Origin of the sequence: Pseudomonas sp. SLBN-26 (assembly GCF_006715895.1) — a bacterium.
Lineage (GTDB): Bacteria > Pseudomonadota > Gammaproteobacteria > Pseudomonadales > Pseudomonadaceae > Metapseudomonas > Metapseudomonas otitidis.
Genome location: NZ_VFOB01000001.1, coordinates 5,784,089 through 5,801,350, shown reverse-complemented (window position 1 = coordinate 5,801,350; position 17,262 = coordinate 5,784,089). Strand labels below are relative to the sequence as shown.

The window sequence follows — 17,262 nt, the reverse complement described above, 5'->3', positions numbered from 1 at the left end:
TCAGCGAAAGGGGTTGAGGGCCAGCGCGTCGGCTTCGATGCAGTACTGCCGGAGAATCAGCGGCTCCACCAGCGGTCGGCTCGCCAGGAAGTGCGGCGTCTGCATGTGAGCCTCGAACGCCGCTTCGTCGGTGTACACCTCGTAGAGCCACACCCGATCCGGATCACTGCGGTCATGCAGTACATCGAACACCAGGCAACCCGGTTCATCCCGCACGGAGGCGGCGGCATTGATGCGCATCGCTTCCATGAAGGCCTCCAGGCTTCCGGGTTTCAGTTGGGTCTTGAGCAGCAGGCAGTACATAGGTGCGTCCTTTTTGTCTTATATTCTCGAAAAATTGTATACAAAAAGGAGTGCCACCACATGTCCAACCGTCCTGCCCGGCTCAACGGCCTGCGCCACATCGCCCTGCTGGTTCCGGATCTCGAGGCGTGCGAGCGCTTCTACGTCGACGTGCTGGGCATGGAGGTGCTGCACCGTGCCCACGAGGACCTGGTCTACCTCACCTGCGGCAACGACAACCTGTCCCTGGGGCGCGCCACGGTGCCGAGCCACGGCGCGCAGGCGGTGGACCATTTCGGTTTCGTGGTGGACAGCCTGGAAGATCTGGAGGCCTGGTACCGCTACCTGAAGGACCAGGGCGTCACGCTGCTGGACCGCCCCTTCGCCCATGGCGACGGCACCCACAGCTTCCACCTGCTGGACCCGGCCGGGAACAAGGTCCAGCCGATCTACCACCCTGCCCTGTCCGGCCAGCGCTTCAGCCTGCCGGGCTGAAACGAAAAAGCCCGCCGGATGGCGGGCTTCTCGTCAGGCGCGGCGCGGGATCACTTCTCGACGAAGGCGCGCTCGATCAGGTAGTCACCCGGCTCACGCATGCGCGGCGATACCTTCAGGCCGAAGCTGTCGAGCACCTGGCTGGTCTCGTCGAGCATGCTCGGGCTGCCGCAGATCATGGCGCGGTCGTCCTGCGGGTTGATCGGCGGCAGGCCGATGTCGCGGAACAGCTTGCCGCTGCGCATCAGGTCGGTCAGGCGGCCCTGGTTCTCGAAGGGCTCGCGGGTAACGGTGGGGTAGTAGATCAGCTTCTCTTTCACCGCCTCGCCGAAGAACTCGTTCTGCGGCAGGTGCTCGGTGATGAACTCGCGGTAGGCCACTTCGTTCACGTAGCGCACGCCGTGCACGAGGATGACCTTCTCGAAGCGCTCGTAGGTCTCCGGGTCCTGGATCACGCTCATGAAGGGTGCGAGGCCGGTGCCGGTGCTCAGCAGGTAGAGGTGCTTGCCCGGGTTCAGGTCATCGAGGACCAGGGTGCCGGTGGGCTTCTTGCTGATGATGATCTCGTCGCCTTCCTTCAGGTGCTGCAGCTGGGAAGTCAGCGGGCCGTCCGGCACCTTGATGCTGAAGAACTCCAGGTGCTCTTCCCAGTTCGGGCTGGCGATGGAATAGGCGCGCATGAGCGGACGGCCGTTGGGCTGCTGCAGGCCGATCATGACGAACTGGCCGTTCTCGAAGCGCAGGCCCGGGTCGCGGGTGCACTTGAAGCTGAACAGCGTGTCGTTCCAGTGATGAACGCTGAGGACGCGCTCGGAGTTGAAGTTGCTCATGTTTCCGGAAGCTCCGAAGAGGGAATGTCGCCAGCGCCGCTTGGGCGCAATTGCGCGGCATTGTAGTGATCGCCACAATATCTGTTAACTGGATTATCAAGATATAGGTTATCGGTTATATCGATATGCGTTTCACACTCCGTCAATTGCAGGTTTTCGTCAGCGTCGCCCAGCAAGGCAGCGTCTCTCGCGCAGCCGAATCGCTGTCCCTTTCACAATCGGCGGCCAGCACCTCGCTGACCGAGCTGGAGCGGCAGTCTGGCTGCCAGTTGTTCGACCGTGTCGGCAAGCGCCTCAGCCTCAATGCGCTGGGCCACCAGCTGCTGCCCCAGGCGGTCGCCCTGCTGGATCAGGCCCGGGAGATCGAGGACCTGCTCAACGGCAAGAGCGGCTTCGGTTCGCTGGCGGTAGGCGCCACCCTGACGGTGGGCAACTACCTGGCGACCCTGCTGATCGGCAGCTTCATGCAGCGCCACCCGGAGTGCCAGGTGAGCCTGCACGTGCAGAACACGGCGAATATCGTCCAGCAGATCGCCCACTACGAACTTGATCTGGGTCTAATCGAAGGCGATTGCCAGCACCCGGACATCGAGGTCCTGCCCTGGGTGGAGGACGAACTGGTGGTGTTCTGCGCCCCAGGCCATCGCCTGGCCCAACAGCAGCCGGTGAGCCTGGACGAACTGTGCCGGGAGGCGTGGATCCTCCGCGAGCAGGGCTCCGGTACCCGCCTGACCTTCGACCAGGCCATGCGTCATCACCCGGTGCCACTGAACATCCGCCTGGAGCTGGAGCACACCGAAGCGATCAAGCGCGCGGTGGAGTCGGGACTGGGCATCAGCTGCATCTCGCGCCTGGCGCTGCGCGATGCCTTCCGCCGGGGCAGCCTGGTGCCGCTGGAAACCCCGGGGATCGACCTGCGTCGGCAGTTCTATTTCATCTGGCACCGACAGAAGTACCAGACGGCGGCCATGCGCGAGTTCCTCGAACAGTGCCGCGAACTCACGGTGGGGGTACGGCGCAGCGACGAGATCGTGCTGCCCGAGATTCCCTGATCAGCCCAGCAGGATGGTGGCCCAGACCGAACCGATCAGCGTCAGGGCGACGAACTGGGCGGCGCTGCCCATGTCCTTGGCGTTCTTGGACAGCGGGTGGCGGTCCAGGGAGATGCGGTCGATGGCCGCCTCCACCGCCGAGTTGAGCAGCTCGACGATCAGGGCCAGCAGGCACACTCCGATCATCAGCGCCCGCTCGCCGCGGCTGACATCGAAGAAGAACGCCACCGGAATCAGCACGACGTTGAGCAGCACCAGCTGGCGGAACGCGGCTTCACCGGTGAAGGCGGCACGCAGGCCATCGAAGGAATAGCCGGCGGCGTTGAGGATACGTTTGAGGCCGGTCTGGCCTTTGAATGGCGACATGGGAAGGCTGGCTGTTTGAAAGGAGCGCGCAGCCTAGCGCGGCGCGTCTCAAATTTGCGTGAAAAGGCCGGCGTCAGGCCGGCGGAATCGATTCCATCTGTTGCAGCAGCAAGGCGGCCTGGGTACGGGTCCGCACGCCGAGCTTGCGGAAGATCGCCGTGACGTGGGCCTTCACCGTGGCCTCGGACACATTCAGCTCGAAGGCGATCTGCTTGTTCAGCAAGCCTTCGCAGACCATGGTCAGCACGCGGAACTGCTGGGGCGTGAGGCTGGCCAGACCGGCACTGGCGGCACGGGCCTCGTCGGACACGACCACCGCCTCGTCTGCTTGCGGCGGCCACCAGGCATCGCCATCGAGCACGGCACGCACGGCCGACTGGATGACCTCGAGCGGGCTGGACTTGGGAATGAAGCCGCTGGCACCGAACTCCCGCGCCCGCACCACGACCGATGCCTCCTCCTGGGCGGAGATCATCACCACCGGGATCTGCGGGTACTGGCCGCGCAACAGCACCAGGCCGGAGAAGCCGTAGGCGCCGGGCATGTTCAGGTCCAGCAGGACCAGGTCCCAGTCACTCTTCTGCGCCAGGCGCTCCTCGAGTTCGGCAATGCTGGCCACTTCCACCAGACTCACATCCTGGCCCAGTCCCAGGGTCAGGGCCTGGTGCAGGGCGCTGCGAAACAGCGGGTGATCGTCGGCGATGAGGATGTCGTAAGCGGCCATCGAGGGGTCCTTTTCTGGCGGGCCCCACCGCCCTGGCGGCGATTGGAGGGCCCTGGCGGCTAATGGGCGGCCGTGGAGCGGCGCCCAGCATGCCGACCCTCGGCGGGGTGGTCAAGCGGCCATCTTTGCGTCAGAGTCTTGGCCTTTTGACTGCCGAGAAGTCCCATGCGAAGCCAAGCCCTGCGCGCCGACATCCTGATGCTGATCACCGCCGCCATCTGGGGCGCTGCGTTCGTGGCACAACGGCTCGGCATGGATGCCATCGGCCCCTTCCTCTATACCGGCCTGCGCTTCGCACTCGGTGCCCTGGTGCTGCTGCCGCTGCTCTACCTGCTGCCACGTGGCGAACACCATGAGCCGATGAACCGGGGCCTGCTGCTGGGCGGTGTGCTGATGGGGCTGGCCCTGTCCCTGGGCATCAACCTGCAGCAGGTGGGCCTGCTGTTCACCAGCGTGACCAACTCAGGTTTCATCACCGGCCTGTACGTGATCATCGTGCCGCTGCTGGGGCTGTTGCTGGGCCATCGCACCGGCATGGGCACCTGGATCGGCGCGCTGCTGGCGGTGGGCGGCATGTTCCTGCTCAGCGTCGGCGACAACTTCCAGGTGGCGCGTGGCGACTGGCTGCAACTGGCGGGTGCGGTGGTCTGGGGCGTGCATGTGCTGCTGGTGGGGTTCTTCGCCAGCCGCCACGACCCGGTGCGACTGGCCATCCTGCAGTTCATCACCTGTGCGGTGATCAGCCTGGCCCTCGCCCTGGTGCTGGAAGACATCCGCCTGGACGCCATCGTCTCGGCCGGCCCGGCCATCCTCTATGGCGGGGTGATCGCCGTGGCCATCGGCTACACCCTGCAGGTGGTGGCGCAGAAGCACGCGATTGCCTCCCACGCGGCCATCATCCTGTCCCTGGAGGCGGTGTTCGCCGCCATCGCCGGCGCCCTCATGCTCAGTGAGTCCCTGCATGCGCGGGGCTACCTGGGCTGTGCACTGATGTTCGTCGGCATGCTGGTGGCGCAGCTCTGGCCGCAGCGCCACGAGGCTCAGAGGTAAGGACGCAGCGCCTGGTGCGCCGGGCTCTCCAGGTCCAGCGGCAGGGCGTGCTTGGCACCCAGGTAACGCTCGGTGAACAGGTCCAGGTACGCATCCAGCGCGCCGGCGGCCCGTGAGTCACCGCCCAGTTCCAGGCACAGCGCGGCCACCTCGGCCGTGCACAGGTGCTCGTCACGCTTCGAGCGGCGCAGGCGGTAGCGGGAGATCTGCTCCGGGCGCAGGCTCAGCACCGGGAAACGGTCCAGGTACGGGCTCTTGCGGAACATCTTGCGAGCCTCCGTCCAGGTCGCATCCAGCAGGATGAACAGCGGTCGCTTGCCTGGCTCGACCGCCACTTCCTCCACCACCCGCTCCGGCTCGGCGTATTCCCCCGGGAACACCACGTACGGCTGCCACTGGGGATCATTCAGCAGGGCCTCGGCTGCCGGGTCGAGGGCGATCCGCGACCATTCGAAGGCGGCGGTATCGGCCACCACATCGGCGATCAGCCAGCCGGTATTGCTCGGCTTGAGCGGCTCCGAGTAGTACATGAACAGGCACATCCCGGCGTTGGCCGGCACCTGCGGACGCTGGTCGCAGAAGCAGTAGGCGGGAATCACCCGGCAACGCGGGCAGCGGGGTGCGCGGGAGCCGCGTGCAACGAACGGGCGGGTGGCGCGGGCCAGGCATTCGGCGCGCAAGCGGAAGACGGCGTGGGTCATGGAAGGCGTGAAACCAGGGCTGTGCGGAAACGGCGCGCAGTGTACCCCCGCCCGGTCATCGATGGGCAGCGGGACGGACGAGCCGTTGCCCACTGCTCATCGCCCCACTCAGAAGGTGTGGTTGAGGGCCAGCCCGATGAAGTGGATCTGGGTCTTGTACTCGCCCTTGTAGTTGCCCCCATTGCCGGTGCAACGCTGGCCGCTGTCGACGTAGAGACCGCCGCTGCCGGGGACCCAGCCTGCGGGGGAGCAGTCGTCGGTGTAGTCCATCTTGCCGGTGTCGAACTGCACGAAGCTGTAGGCCAGGTCCACCGAGGTGTCCTTGAACAGCTGGTAGTTGGCACCGAACGACAGCCAGTAGCGATCCGCGTCGGGGAAGCCGGGGTGGCGCGTGCTGGCGCCGCTCACCGGGCTCTTGTCGTAGGCAACGCCGGTGCGCAGCAGCAGGTCATCGCTGTACTGGTAATTCATCCCCAGGGAGATCTTGTAGGTGTCGTTCCAGTCCTGGCGGACGTTGAGGTCGCCCTCGGTGACGCCGTTGAAGTAGGGGTAGCCGGCCACCTGGTCCAGGCCGACGCCGATGGTGCCGAGCCGGGAGTGGCGGGTCCAGGTGACGTCGGCCATCAGTGCGACCTTGTCGTTGAGCTGGTGGAAGGCGTTGATGGAGAGCGACTCGGGGGTGTCGATGGAGGTGCTGGCCTTGGAGTTGGGGTGCAGGCGGGTGGCGGCGAAATCCCCCGGGTTGACCCAGTTGGCCGGGTCCAGCACCAGTTCGAGCTGGTCCTTGGGCGGCAGGGTGATCACACCCAGGTCGATGCCGCCGCTGAGGTCCGCGGTCGGCGAGGGCACGGCGCCCTGGACATCGGCGAAGCTCCACTTCGACTCGCCCTTGAGGGTGTGCTTGATGTGGGAGCGGTAGGCGATGCCGAAGCGGGTCGACTCGGTGGGCTCCCAGAGGTAGCCGATGTTCCAGCCGAAGCCCCAGTCGTCGCCCTTGGCGCGGAAGTAGCCGTCGCCCTGGACGTTGTCGGCGAAGTTGGAGGCCACGCAGTCGACGAAGGCATCGCCGCTCTGGCCATTACAGCGGGTGATTTCCTCCGGCACGCTGACGCCGTAGAGCAATGGGATCGCGGCCTGGCCGAGGGGCGAGGCGGCCAGCTCGGTGACCTGCTGGTTGGCCGCGACGAACTGCCCGGCCAACTGGCGGGACGCGCCCTTCACATCCGCCGCCCCACGCTGGACCGACTTGATGTACTGGGCCGAGACGCCGAAGCCGATGCTGTGATGCTCGTTGAAGCGGTAGGCGATGCTGGGGTTGAAGTTGACCGTCTCCAGGCTGGCCGACTGGATGCCGTAGCGGCCGCTCCAGTCCTCCTCGTAGTCGAGCTTGGCGCCGTAGGGCACGAAGATGCCGAGGCCGACGGTGACCTGGTCGTTGATCTGCCGGGAGAAGTAGAAATTCGGCGCCGCAGCGGTATCCGGCAGGTAGGAGCCGGCATCACCGTCACCGCTGCCGGTGGGGTTGCCGAAAACGTCGGTGCTGCCCTTGTCCTCGTATTCGCCACGGGGGATGAGGATGCTCATGCCGGTGGTCATCTGGGTGCCCTTCAGACGCGCCAGGCCGGCGGGGTTGTAGAAGATCACCGAGGGGTCGGCTGCCTCGGCACCATTGGCGTGGGCGGTGCCCTGGGCGGACACCGACTGGGACCCGAAGTGGTAGCCCGAGGCCAATGCCGGGGCGTGGAAGGCAAGCACGAGGCTGCCGCCGCAGAATGCGGTCAGCCAGCCGGCAGGACGAGTTGTTGTCATTGTTCTCGACTCCGAACTGTAGCGGCGGGGAACATGGCCCCGCCCTTTGTTTTCAATGACCCGCACGCAAGGCCTGGGGTGGCCGGGTCATTCCTCACTGGACACCGGAAGGCGTCACGGGTTTTGGGACAGTTCGTGTTTTGCCGTCGATCCCCATCCTTAAGTCGAGGTGGGCCCTGCCTCGTGGTCATCTGCCGGTAACAGAACGCAGCCACGACGCAGGGGCCAAGCGAAGCGGCAACCGGGCCCGCGCCCCTTGTGACGGGGTTCGTTCAGGTAGGGCGGGTTGTTACGCATGACCACAGGCTGGCAGGCCGCCAGCACCGGGGGACCGCTCGTCGGCACGGTCCTGCGTTGGGAACGCCGACGGACCTTGATCTGCGGGCGGCGCTTGTTCAGGATGCGCGCACCAGGCTCCCGGGCCATGAACACTCGGCCGCAGCCAGAGTCAAAGGCTGCCCCACCCTCGGAGATTCGTATGCAACGCCTAACCCTCGCCGCCCTCGTCCTTCTCGCGCCCATCGCCGTGCAGGCGGCCTCGCTCAAGGATTTCGAGCTGACCAAGATGCTGGAGAAAGTGGCTGAGGAGAGCAGCGTCGGCACGCCCCGCGCCATCAACGAGGACATCCTCGACCAGGGCTACACGGTGGAAGGTACGGAGCTGATCAACCACCTCAGCGTCCGCCCCGCCCACGCGGCCCAGATGCGTGCCAACCCCGACTCGGTGCGCGCCCAGCTGGCCAACAGCGTGTGCCGCAACAACGGCTACCGCCAGTTGCTGGCCCGTGGCGCGGCGCTGCGCTATGCCTTCACCGAGTACAAGAGCAATCGCCCGGTCACCAACGAACGCTTCATTGCCAGCGACTGCGGCCTGAAGGCCTCCACGGCCAAGTAACACCGCCTTCCCCTCCTGCCTGCGGCTGCCGGCCCCCGTGTCCTACAGGGGGCTGGGGTCGAGGCTGCGTCTTGCGGCTGGAAAAGCCCGAGGCACTCGCGCAAGCTGTCCCAGCGTCCTGCATCCGGGTCGAATGCCCCGTTGGCAGGGCTCTGGCGCGCCCACCCCGGGCGTGCCTTGCAGTTGCTGAGCAAGGAGAACGCTATGCCTTTCGAACCGGATGACTACCTCTCCCGGCACTTCCAGACCAGCGGGATCGACCTGGCGCAAAAGGTCGACGAACTGGTCGGGCTGGTGGTTCCGCACGAAAGCCCCAACCTGTCCCTCTACCGCGAGATGGTGACCACCGTGGTGCGCATGGCCCAGGCGGATCGCAACCGCTGGGACGCCAAGATCATGCTGCAGACCCTGCGCGAGATGGAGCACGCCTTCAGCGTCCTCGAGCAGTTCAAGCGCCGTCGCAAGGTCACCGTGTTCGGTTCCGCACGCACGCCCGTGGAGCACCCGCTGTACGACCTGGCCCGCCAGCTGGGCGAGGCCATCTCCCGGCTCGACATGATGGTCATTACCGGTGCCGGGGGCGGCATCATGGCCGCCGCCCACGAAGGCGCCGGGCAGGAAAACAGCCTGGGCCTGAACATCACCCTGCCCTTCGAGCAACGCGCGAACGCCACGGTGGCGGGCACCGACCACCTGCTGTCGTTCCACTTCTTCTTCATCCGCAAGCTGTTCTTCGTCAAGGAAGCCGATGCCCTAGTGCTGTGCCCGGGCGGCTTCGGCACGCTGGACGAGGCCCTCGAAGTGCTCACCCTGATCCAGACCGGCAAGAGCCCGCTGGTGCCAGTGGTACTGCTGGACGAGCCCGGCGGCAGCTACTGGAAGGATGCGCTGGACTTCCTGCACCGCCATCTGGAACTGAACCGCTACATTCTGCCCAGCGATCTGCGCCTGGTTCGACTGGTGCACAGCGCGGAAGACGCGGCCATGGAGATCGCCCGCTTCTACGGCAACTTCCACTCCAGCCGTTGGCTGAAGAGCGACTTCGTCATTCGCATGAACCACCCGCTGACGGAGTCGGCCCTTCACACCCTGCACGAAGAATTCAAAGGCCTGTGCCTGCAGGGCGGCTTCGAACAGCGTCCTTACTGCGAGCCTGAACGGGACGAACCGGAGTTCTGCCACCTCATCCGCCTGGCGTTCCGCTTCAACGGCCGCGACCACGGGCGCCTGCGGGAGCTGGTGGATTTCATCAACCTGCCGGAACACTGGGTGCGCTGACGCCCAATGAAAAAGCCCTGCCAGGTACGCCTGGCAGGGCTTTTCAGTACGCCACCTCAATCGTCCAGCGACGAGCCTCTCAGCAAGCGGCTGATCATCTCCATCGAATACCCCCGGTAGGCCAGGTAGCGCCCTTGCTTGGCACGCTCCTTGGCGTCGAGAGGCAATCGCGCGAACTTGCGCGTCCAGGTTTCACGCAGGTGCGCGCCCCAATCGATGTCGGCTTCACGCAAAGCCGCCTCGATGGCCGGACGGGGCAAGCCGCGCTGGGCCAGGTCTTCACGGATACGGGCAGGCCCGTGACCGGAGCGGGCACGGCTGGCAATGAAGCTTTCGAGGTAACGGGATTCATCGAGAAGGCCCTCGTCGGCAAGCCGGTCGAGGGCACTTTCGATCAGTTCAGGCGGGGCGCCGCGCTGACGCAGCTTGCGCGTCAGTTCGACGCGACCGTGCTCGCGCATCGCCAGCAGGTCCATCGCGGCCCGCCGCACGGCGGCGGGGCTGTCGAGCACGACGGGCACGGGATCAGGCGTCAGCGTCGGCTTCAGCGGCTTCTTCGGCGGTGGGGACGAAGTCCTGCTTGCCGTTGTTGCGGTTCAGCAATTGCTCGCGGATCAGCTTCTCGATGGCCTTGCCGGTTTCCGGGTTGTCCTCAAGGTACTTGGCGGCATTGGCCTTGCCCTGGCCGATCTTGTTGCCCTGGTAGCTGTACCAGGCGCCGGACTTCTCGAGGATGCCCTGCTGCACGCCGAGGTCGATGACTTCGCCGCTGCGGTAGATGCCCTTGCCGTAGAGGATCTGGAACTCGGCCTGGCGGAACGGCGGGGAAACCTTGTTCTTGACGACCTTGACGCGGGTCTCGCTGCCCACCACTTCCTCGCCTTCCTTCACCGCGCCGATACGGCGGATGTCCAGACGGACGGAGGCGTAGAACTTGAGCGCGTTACCACCGGTGGTGGTTTCCGGGCTGCCGAACATGACGCCGATCTTCATGCGGATCTGGTTGATGAAGATGACCAGGCAGTTGGCGTTCTTGATGTTGCCGGTGATCTTGCGCAGGGCCTGGGACATCAAGCGGGCCTGCAGGCCAACGTGGGAGTCGCCCATCTCGCCTTCAATCTCGGCCTTGGGCACCAGGGCGGCAACGGAGTCGACGATGATCACGTCGACCGCGTTGGAACGCACCAGCATGTCGGTGATTTCCAGGGCCTGTTCGCCGGTGTCGGGCTGGGAAACCAGCAGGTCATCGACATTGACGCCCAGTTTGCCGGCGTAGTCCGGGTCCAGCGCGTGCTCGGCGTCGACGAAGGCGCAGGTGGCCCCCATGCGCTGGGCTTCGGCGATCACGGACAGGGTCAGGGTGGTCTTGCCCGAGGATTCCGGGCCGTAGATCTCGACGATACGACCCTTGGGCAGGCCGCCGATGCCGAGGGCGATGTCCAACCCCAGGGAGCCGGTGGAAATGGCCGGGATGGCCTGGCGCTCATGGTCGCCCATGCGCATGACCGCGCCTTTGCCGAACTGCTTCTCGATCTGGCCCAGGGCAGCCGCCAAAGCACGCTTCTTGTTCTCGTCCATTGAAGTCCTCGCTCATCAAGAGGGCCTGACGGCCACCAACAACTGTATAAGTAGACAGTATTATTTCACAGGAAACTTTCGCTCGCCTACCCCTCGAACGGTTTTTCTCCTGCAGCTAGTCGGATGACACCGTGGAGGGCCGTTTCCACCGTTTGCCGACGTACCTGCTGGCGGTCGCCCACGAACTGGTAGCGACGACTGTGGCGCGCGTCTCCATCGGCCCAGGCAATCCAGACGGTACCGACCGGCTTCTCGGGCGAGCCCCCATCAGGCCCCGCAACGCCGCTGACTGCGACGGCGAATCGCGCGCCACTGCGGGCCTGCGCGCCTTCGACCATGGCCAGGACCACCTCGCGGCTGACCGCACCGACCTGGCTGAACAGGGCTTCCGGCACACCCAGTTGCGCCGTCTTCTGGGCATTGGAATAGGTGACATAGCCGGCTTCGAACCAGGCGGAGCTGCCCGGGATACGGGTGATCGCTTCGGCGATGCCACCTCCGGTGCAGGACTCCGCCGCGGTGACCTGCGCTTTTATGGCCGCCAGGGCCTTGCCAAGGCGGGCGGCAAGTTCGGTCAGGGAGAGAACGGTGTCGGGCATGTGCAACTCCGGGGTTAAAGCAGGCAAGCCGGATACCGTACACTAGCGCCCTTCCCATGCAAGACCGGGCATCGGTTCATGTCAATCGGAATGCCCGGCCCCACCTTCAGAATCGCGAAGCACCGATGGCCAAAGATACCCAGGACCTTTCCGAACACACGCCCATGATGCAGCAGTACTGGAAGCTGAAGAATCAGCATCCGGACCAGCTGATGTTCTACCGCATGGGCGACTTCTACGAGATTTTCTACGAAGACGCGAAGAAGGCGGCCAAGCTGCTGGACATCACCCTGACCGCGCGCGGGCAGTCGGCCGGCAAGGCGATTCCCATGGCAGGCATCCCCTTTCACTCGGTGGAGGGTTACCTGGCCAAGCTGGTCAAGCTCGGTGAGTCGGTGGTCATCTGCGAGCAGATCGGCGACCCGGCCACCAGCAAGGGTCCGGTCGAACGCCAGGTCGTTCGGATCATCACCCCGGGTACCGTCAGCGATGAGGCCCTGCTGGACGAGCGTCGCGACAACCTGCTCGGCGCCGTGCTGGGTGACGAGCGGCTGTTCGGCCTGGCCGTGCTGGACATCACCAGTGGCCGCTTCGCCGTGCAGGAAATCAAGGGCTGGGAAAACCTCCTGGCCGAGCTCGAGCGCCTCAACCCGGCCGAACTGCTCATCCCCGACGACTGGCCGCAGGGGCTGCCGGCGGAGAAGCGTCGGGGCGTGCGTCGCCGTGCACCCTGGGACTTCGACCGGGATTCGGCGAAGAAGAGTCTGTGCCAGCAGTTCGGCGTACAGGACCTCAAGGGCTTCGGTTGCGAGAACCTGACCTTGGCAATCGGCGCGGCAGGCTGCCTGCTGGCGTACGCCAAGGAGACCCAGCGTACCGCCCTGCCCCACCTGCGCAGCCTGCGCCATGACCGCCTCGACGATACGGTGATCCTCGATGGCGCGAGTCGTCGCAACCTGGAACTGGACGTCAACCTTTCGGGCGGACGGGACAACACCCTGCAATCCGTCGTCGACCGCTGCCAGACCGCCATGGGCAGCCGGCTGCTTGGGCGCTGGCTGAACCGTCCGTTGCGTGACCGGGCCGTGCTGGAAGCACGCCAGGACTCCATCACCGCGCTGCTGGACGGCTACCGCTATGAAGGGCTGCAACCGCAGCTGAAGGAGATCGGCGACGTCGAACGGATCCTCGCCCGTATCGGCCTGCGTAACGCCCGCCCCCGCGACCTGGCTCGCCTGCGCGATGCCCTGACCGCGCTGCCGGCCCTGCAGGACGCCATGAGCGGTCTGGATATCCCTCACCTCCAGACCCTGGCCGGCAGCATCCGCACCTATCCGGAGCTGGCTGACCTGCTCACGCGCGCCATCATCGACAACCCGCCGGCGGTCATCCGCGATGGCGGCGTGATCAAGACCGGATACGACGCGGAACTGGACGAGCTTCAGGCGCTCAGCGAGGACGCCGGCCAGTACCTGATGGATCTGGAAGCCCGGGAGAAGGCCCGAACCGGGCTGCCGAACCTCAAGGTCGGCTACAACCGCATCCACGGCTACTACATCGAACTGCCAAGGGTGCAGGCCGAGCAGGCACCTGCCGACTACATCCGGAGGCAGACGCTGAAGGGTGCCGAGCGCTTCATCACCCCGGAACTCAAGGCCTTCGAGGACAAGGCACTGTCGGCCAAGAGTCGCGCCCTTGCCCGCGAGAAGATGCTCTACGAAGCCCTGCTGGAACTGCTGATCGAGCAGCTCGCGCCTCTGCAGGACACCGCAGCCGCGCTGGCCGAACTGGACGTGCTGAGCAACCTGGCCGAGCGTGCACTCAACCTCGACCTGAACCGCCCCCGCTTCGTCGACGAGCCCTGCCTGCGCATCACCCAGGGCCGCCACCCGGTGGTGGAGCAGGTATTGGAAACCCCCTTTGTCGCCAACGACCTGACCCTGGATGACAGCACGCGGATGCTGATCATCACCGGACCGAACATGGGTGGTAAGTCGACCTACATGCGCCAGACGGCCCTGATCGTGCTGCTGGCCCATATCGGCAGCTTCGTGCCGGCAGTACGGTGCGAGCTTTCCATGGTGGATCGCATCTTCACCCGCATCGGCTCCAGCGACGACCTGGCGGGCGGGCGCTCGACCTTCATGGTGGAAATGAGCGAAACCGCGAACATCCTCCACAACGCCACGGACCGTAGCCTGGTGCTGATGGACGAAGTAGGCCGCGGGACCAGCACCTTCGACGGCCTCTCGCTGGCCTGGGCGGCTGCCGAGCACTTGGCCAAGCTGCGTGCCTACACCCTGTTCGCCACCCACTATTTCGAACTCACGGTGCTACCGGAAAGCGAGCCGGTGGTGGCCAACGTGCACCTGAACGCTACCGAGCACAATGAGCGGATCGTCTTCCTGCACCATGTTCTGCCAGGCCCTGCCAGTCAGAGCTATGGGTTGGCGGTGGCGCAACTGGCGGGCGTCCCGGGTGGCGTGATCCAGCGCGCTCGCGAGCACCTGGCACGCCTGGAAACCACCAGCCTGCCCCACGAATTGCCCCAGGCAGCGCCAGGGAAACCCGCGCCGCCGATGCAGAGCGATCTGTTCGCCAGCCTGCCCCACCCTGTGCTGGAGGACTTGGCCAAGGCCGATCCGGACAACCTCACGCCCCGGCAGGCACTTGATCTGCTTTATGCCCTGAAATCACGAATCTAACGCCGAGGCAAACAAGCTGTTAGAATCCCGCGCGCTCTGGACGAGCTTCGGTCGCCAGCCTGAGCCGGGATAGCCGATCCAGAGCAGGAAGCCCATGAAGTCGGGCTTCCATGCCGCCGCTTGAGGAGAGAATCAGAATGACCTTCGTCGTCACCGACAACTGCATCAAATGCAAATACACCGACTGCGTGGAAGTCTGTCCGGTAGACTGCTTCTACGAAGGCCCGAACTTCCTGGTGATCCACCCGGACGAGTGCATCGACTGCGCGCTATGCGAGCCCGAGTGCCCCGCACAGGCCATCTTCTCCGAGGATGAAGTACCGGAGGACATGCAGGAGTTCATCGAACTGAACCGCGACCTGGCGGAAGTCTGGCCGAACATCACCGAGAAAAAAGAAGCCCTCTCTGATGCCGAAGAGTGGGACGGTGTGAAAGGCAAGCTCCAGCATCTGGAGCGCTGAAAAGCACCAAAAGAAAAGGCCCGCCAAAGCGGGCCTTTTTCATTTCTTGCGGGCAAAAAAAGGGGCGGTTGCCCGCCCACTCTTTTGTCCCTATCCCTTTGTTTCCCAATCATCATCCTGATGAACCGCATCCTGCGGTGTTCCTGGCAAAAATCCGTCTCCGCCTGCAACCATTCCGTGTCGCGTGGAAGTGATATTAACGGCTTCCCTGAACGGGACAAGCTCACCCCATGGTGCTGGAGAACAGTGCTCTCACTTTTTATCTCAAAAAAATATTCTTTAATTTCAATTAGATAGAAAAAATAGAAACCTAAAAAACCCGTTCACGTCGCGCTCTTTACACACTTCACTTACGCCACATGTAAGCGATAGCTTACAAAATCTCTATCACTTCGGCCGGACACTTGCTAAGACCCCTCAATAAAAAACCCGGCCGAAGCCGGGTTCTCAAGGGCAGCTCGCCTTATTGGAAAAGTGCGTCGCTGGAAAGCCCATTCTTTTCAAGGATTTCACGCAGTCGCTTCAGGGCCTCAACCTGAATCTGGCGCACGCGCTCTCGGGTGAGGCCAATCTCCTGGCCTACCTCTTCCAAGGTGCAACTCTCATGACCACGCAGGCCGAACCTGCGCACCACTACCTCCCGCTGCTTGTCCGTCAGGTCGGAGAGCCACTGGTCGATGCTCTGGGACAGATCATCGTCCTGCAGAAGCTCGCAGGGGTCGGTGGGGCGGTCGTCGGTCAGTGTATCCAGGAGGGTCTTATCGGAGTCTGGACCAAGGGAAACGTCAACCGAAGTCACCCGCTCGTTCAGGCCGAGCATGCGCTTGACCTCTTCGACAGGCTTCTCCAGCAGGTTGGCGATCTCTTCGGCCGATGGTTCGTGGTCGAGTTTCTGGGTCAGCTCACGAGCCGCACGCAAATAGACGTTCAGTTCCTTGACCACGTGGATCGGCAGCCGGATGGTCCGGGTCTGGTTCATGATCGCGCGTTCAATGGTCTGACGTATCCACCAGGTGGCGTAGGTGGAAAAACGGAAGCCACGCTCGGGATCGAACTTCTCAACCGCCCTGATCAAACCGAGGTTGCCCTCTTCGATCAGGTCCAGCAGTGAGAGACCGCGATTGACATAGCGTCGGGCGATCTTGACCACCAGCCGGAGGTTGCTTTCGATCATGCGCTTGCGTCCGGCGGGGTCGCCCCGCTGGGCCAGTCGCGCAAAGTGGACTTCTTCTTCTGGAGTAAGGAGAGGGGAAAAGCCGATTTCGTTGAGATAAAGCTGGGTCGCGTCCAATGCGCGGGTGTAGTCGATGTACTTGTGTTGCTTGGGTGAGTTCGACTGCCTCGAACGCGTACCAGACGAAGTTGCCTCGGGCTCCTCGGTCAGCACGTCATCCACGATGCCCGGCTCAAGAATGAGCAGGTCGTCATCGACATCAAACTCCGGCGCTTCTTTGTTGAGTGCCATTGTTGTTGTCCCTTGCTGAGTTCGACAACAAGCCCTGGCGATACCATTTCCCTGGCTACGCCTGAGCCCGTCCAACCTACGAGGACGACGGGCTGAACAACGATCAGCGAGGCGGCAGATATTGCAGCGGATCTACAGGCTTGCCCTGGCGGCGAATCTCAAAGTGCAGCTTCACCCGGTCGGTACCTGTGGAGCCCATTTCTGCAATGGTCTGGCCAACCTTGACCTGCTGTCCCTCCCGAACCAGCAACCTGCGGTTGTGACCATAGGCGCTCACGTAGGTATCGCTGTGCTTGATGATCACCAGTTCACCGTAGCCCCGTAATCCACTTCCGGCATACACAACGGAACCATCAGACGCAGCTAAGACAGGCTGGCCTAATTCCCCGCCTATATCAATGCCTTTATTCAAACTTCCGTTTGAGGAGAATCGGGCAATCAACGGACCGCCCGCCGGCCAGGCCCAACCTCCCGCAGGGCGCCCGGCTGGCGGGGCTGGAGGGGGCTGGGAGACACCCGGAGCAGGCTGCGGCCTGGAAGTGGCCGGCGGCGTCTTGGTAGTCGAAGACGGCGGAACCGGTCGGGTCGACGGCGACGTCGTAGGAGCCGTTGCCACAGTACGAGTGGGAGTTGAGCCGGTCTGGCCGTCGAAACGGATGACCTGGCCCGGGCGGATTACGTAGGGAGCCGGAATGCTGTTGCGTGCCGCAAGGGCCTTCCAGTCCCAGCCGAAACGGAACGCAATGGAATAGAGGGTATCGCCCCGCTGGACACGGTACTGCCCGGAGGTGGTCGGCTGTCGCTGCGTGCCGGAGGCCGACGGGTTGTTCCGGTCCACGACCTGGACACCACCCTTGGGCGAGCTGGCGCACCCCGCCACCAACCAGGCGATGACGACCATCGCTGCCAGTGCACGCATGCTTCCAGTGCTAATCCCCTGCCGAATGGCCAGGCTCATTCCCGTCCCCTTTC

Annotated in this window: 18 protein-coding genes; 7 read left to right on the top strand and 11 right to left on the bottom strand. The window is 64.3% G+C overall.

The genetic code is table 11. The annotated features are described in order from the left end of the window. Complete coding sequence (locus tag FBY21_RS26915; protein ID WP_142015335.1) at positions 1–303, bottom strand: putative quinol monooxygenase; 303 nt, start codon at positions 301–303, stop codon at positions 1–3. Between the two features lie 60 nt (positions 304–363). Here FBY21_RS26915 and FBY21_RS26910 point away from each other — a divergent pair, with 60 nt between their 5' ends. Next, positions 364–777, top strand: coding sequence for a VOC family protein (locus FBY21_RS26910; RefSeq protein ID WP_044414257.1), 414 nt, complete (start codon positions 364–366; stop codon positions 775–777). 50 nt (positions 778–827) lie between these two features. Here the strand turns inward: FBY21_RS26910 and fpr are convergent, their stop codons facing one another. Beyond that, complete coding sequence (gene fpr, locus FBY21_RS26905; protein WP_044414260.1) at positions 828–1,607, bottom strand: ferredoxin-NADP reductase; 780 nt, start codon at positions 1,605–1,607, stop codon at positions 828–830. Between the two features lie 125 nt (positions 1,608–1,732). Here fpr and FBY21_RS26900 point away from each other — a divergent pair, with 125 nt between their 5' ends. Then, positions 1,733–2,659, top strand: coding sequence for a LysR family transcriptional regulator (locus FBY21_RS26900; RefSeq protein ID WP_044414263.1), 927 nt, complete (start codon positions 1,733–1,735; stop codon positions 2,657–2,659). Here the strand turns inward: FBY21_RS26900 and FBY21_RS26895 are convergent, their stop codons facing one another. Together FBY21_RS26895 and erdR are read right to left on the bottom strand one after the other, a co-directional pair. Then, entirely contained in the window at positions 2,660–3,025 is a 366-nt protein-coding gene (locus FBY21_RS26895) for a diacylglycerol kinase (RefSeq protein WP_044414266.1), read from the bottom strand. Positions 3,026–3,098: 73 nt separating this feature from the next. Beyond that, positions 3,099–3,749, bottom strand: a complete 651-nt coding sequence (gene erdR, locus FBY21_RS26890) for a response regulator transcription factor ErdR (protein WP_044414269.1) — start codon at positions 3,747–3,749, stop codon at positions 3,099–3,101. A gap of 165 nt (positions 3,750–3,914) precedes the next feature. On the opposite strand from erdR, the gene FBY21_RS26885 reads away from it, so the two are divergent. After that, on the top strand, positions 3,915–4,799 hold the full coding sequence (locus FBY21_RS26885; RefSeq protein ID WP_107328252.1) for a DMT family transporter: 885 nt from the start codon (positions 3,915–3,917) through the stop codon (positions 4,797–4,799). On the opposite strand, the gene FBY21_RS26880 is transcribed toward FBY21_RS26885, so the two are convergent. Together FBY21_RS26880 and FBY21_RS26875 are read right to left on the bottom strand one after the other, a co-directional pair. Next, positions 4,790–5,500: a tRNA-uridine aminocarboxypropyltransferase gene (locus FBY21_RS26880; RefSeq protein ID WP_142015331.1), complete on the bottom strand. Its 711-nt coding sequence runs from the start codon at positions 5,498–5,500 to the stop codon at positions 4,790–4,792. The two genes, FBY21_RS26885 and FBY21_RS26880, sit on opposite strands and share 10 nt — an antisense overlap. Before the next feature lie 108 nt (positions 5,501–5,608). Further along, positions 5,609–7,309, bottom strand: coding sequence for an OmpP1/FadL family transporter (locus FBY21_RS26875; protein ID WP_142015327.1), 1,701 nt, complete (start codon positions 7,307–7,309; stop codon positions 5,609–5,611). 478 nt (positions 7,310–7,787) lie between these two features. On the opposite strand from FBY21_RS26875, the gene FBY21_RS26870 reads away from it, so the two are divergent. Continuing rightward, complete coding sequence (locus FBY21_RS26870) at positions 7,788–8,204, top strand: quorum-sensing-regulated virulence factor family protein (RefSeq protein WP_044414279.1); 417 nt, start codon at positions 7,788–7,790, stop codon at positions 8,202–8,204. A 204-nt stretch (positions 8,205–8,408) separates the two neighbouring features. Next, positions 8,409–9,482 (top strand): LOG family protein, encoded by a 1,074-nt coding sequence (locus tag FBY21_RS26865; RefSeq protein ID WP_044414282.1) that lies wholly within the window; start codon positions 8,409–8,411, stop codon positions 9,480–9,482. A gap of 56 nt (positions 9,483–9,538) precedes the next feature. Here FBY21_RS26865 and recX read toward each other — a convergent pair whose 3' ends face one another. The 3 genes from recX to FBY21_RS26850 form a co-directional block, all read right to left on the bottom strand. Further along, positions 9,539–10,003: a recombination regulator RecX gene (gene recX, locus FBY21_RS26860; protein ID WP_074971922.1), complete on the bottom strand. Its 465-nt coding sequence runs from the start codon at positions 10,001–10,003 to the stop codon at positions 9,539–9,541. Between the two features lie 4 nt (positions 10,004–10,007). Then, positions 10,008–11,060, bottom strand: coding sequence for a recombinase RecA (gene recA / locus FBY21_RS26855; protein WP_044414285.1), 1,053 nt, complete (start codon positions 11,058–11,060; stop codon positions 10,008–10,010). Between the two features lie 86 nt (positions 11,061–11,146). Continuing rightward, positions 11,147–11,659, bottom strand: coding sequence for a CinA family protein (locus tag FBY21_RS26850; RefSeq protein ID WP_142015323.1), 513 nt, complete (start codon positions 11,657–11,659; stop codon positions 11,147–11,149). 125 nt (positions 11,660–11,784) lie between these two features. Between FBY21_RS26850 and mutS the strand changes: the two genes are divergently transcribed. Together mutS and fdxA are read left to right on the top strand one after the other, a co-directional pair. Beyond that, the gene (gene mutS / locus FBY21_RS26845) at positions 11,785–14,364 is read left to right on the top strand and encodes a DNA mismatch repair protein MutS (protein ID WP_142015318.1); all 2,580 of its coding nucleotides are present in this window, start codon (positions 11,785–11,787) and stop codon (positions 14,362–14,364) included. A gap of 137 nt (positions 14,365–14,501) precedes the next feature. Next, positions 14,502–14,825, top strand: coding sequence for a ferredoxin FdxA (gene fdxA, locus FBY21_RS26840; protein ID WP_044414294.1), 324 nt, complete (start codon positions 14,502–14,504; stop codon positions 14,823–14,825). A gap of 463 nt (positions 14,826–15,288) precedes the next feature. Here the strand turns inward: fdxA and rpoS are convergent, their stop codons facing one another. Beyond that, on the bottom strand, positions 15,289–16,290 hold the full coding sequence (gene rpoS, locus FBY21_RS26835) for an RNA polymerase sigma factor RpoS (protein WP_044414296.1): 1,002 nt from the start codon (positions 16,288–16,290) through the stop codon (positions 15,289–15,291). A 103-nt stretch (positions 16,291–16,393) separates the two neighbouring features. After that, positions 16,394–17,248, bottom strand: coding sequence for a peptidoglycan DD-metalloendopeptidase family protein (locus tag FBY21_RS26830; protein WP_044414298.1), 855 nt, complete (start codon positions 17,246–17,248; stop codon positions 16,394–16,396). Positions 17,249–17,262 lie beyond the last annotated feature (14 nt).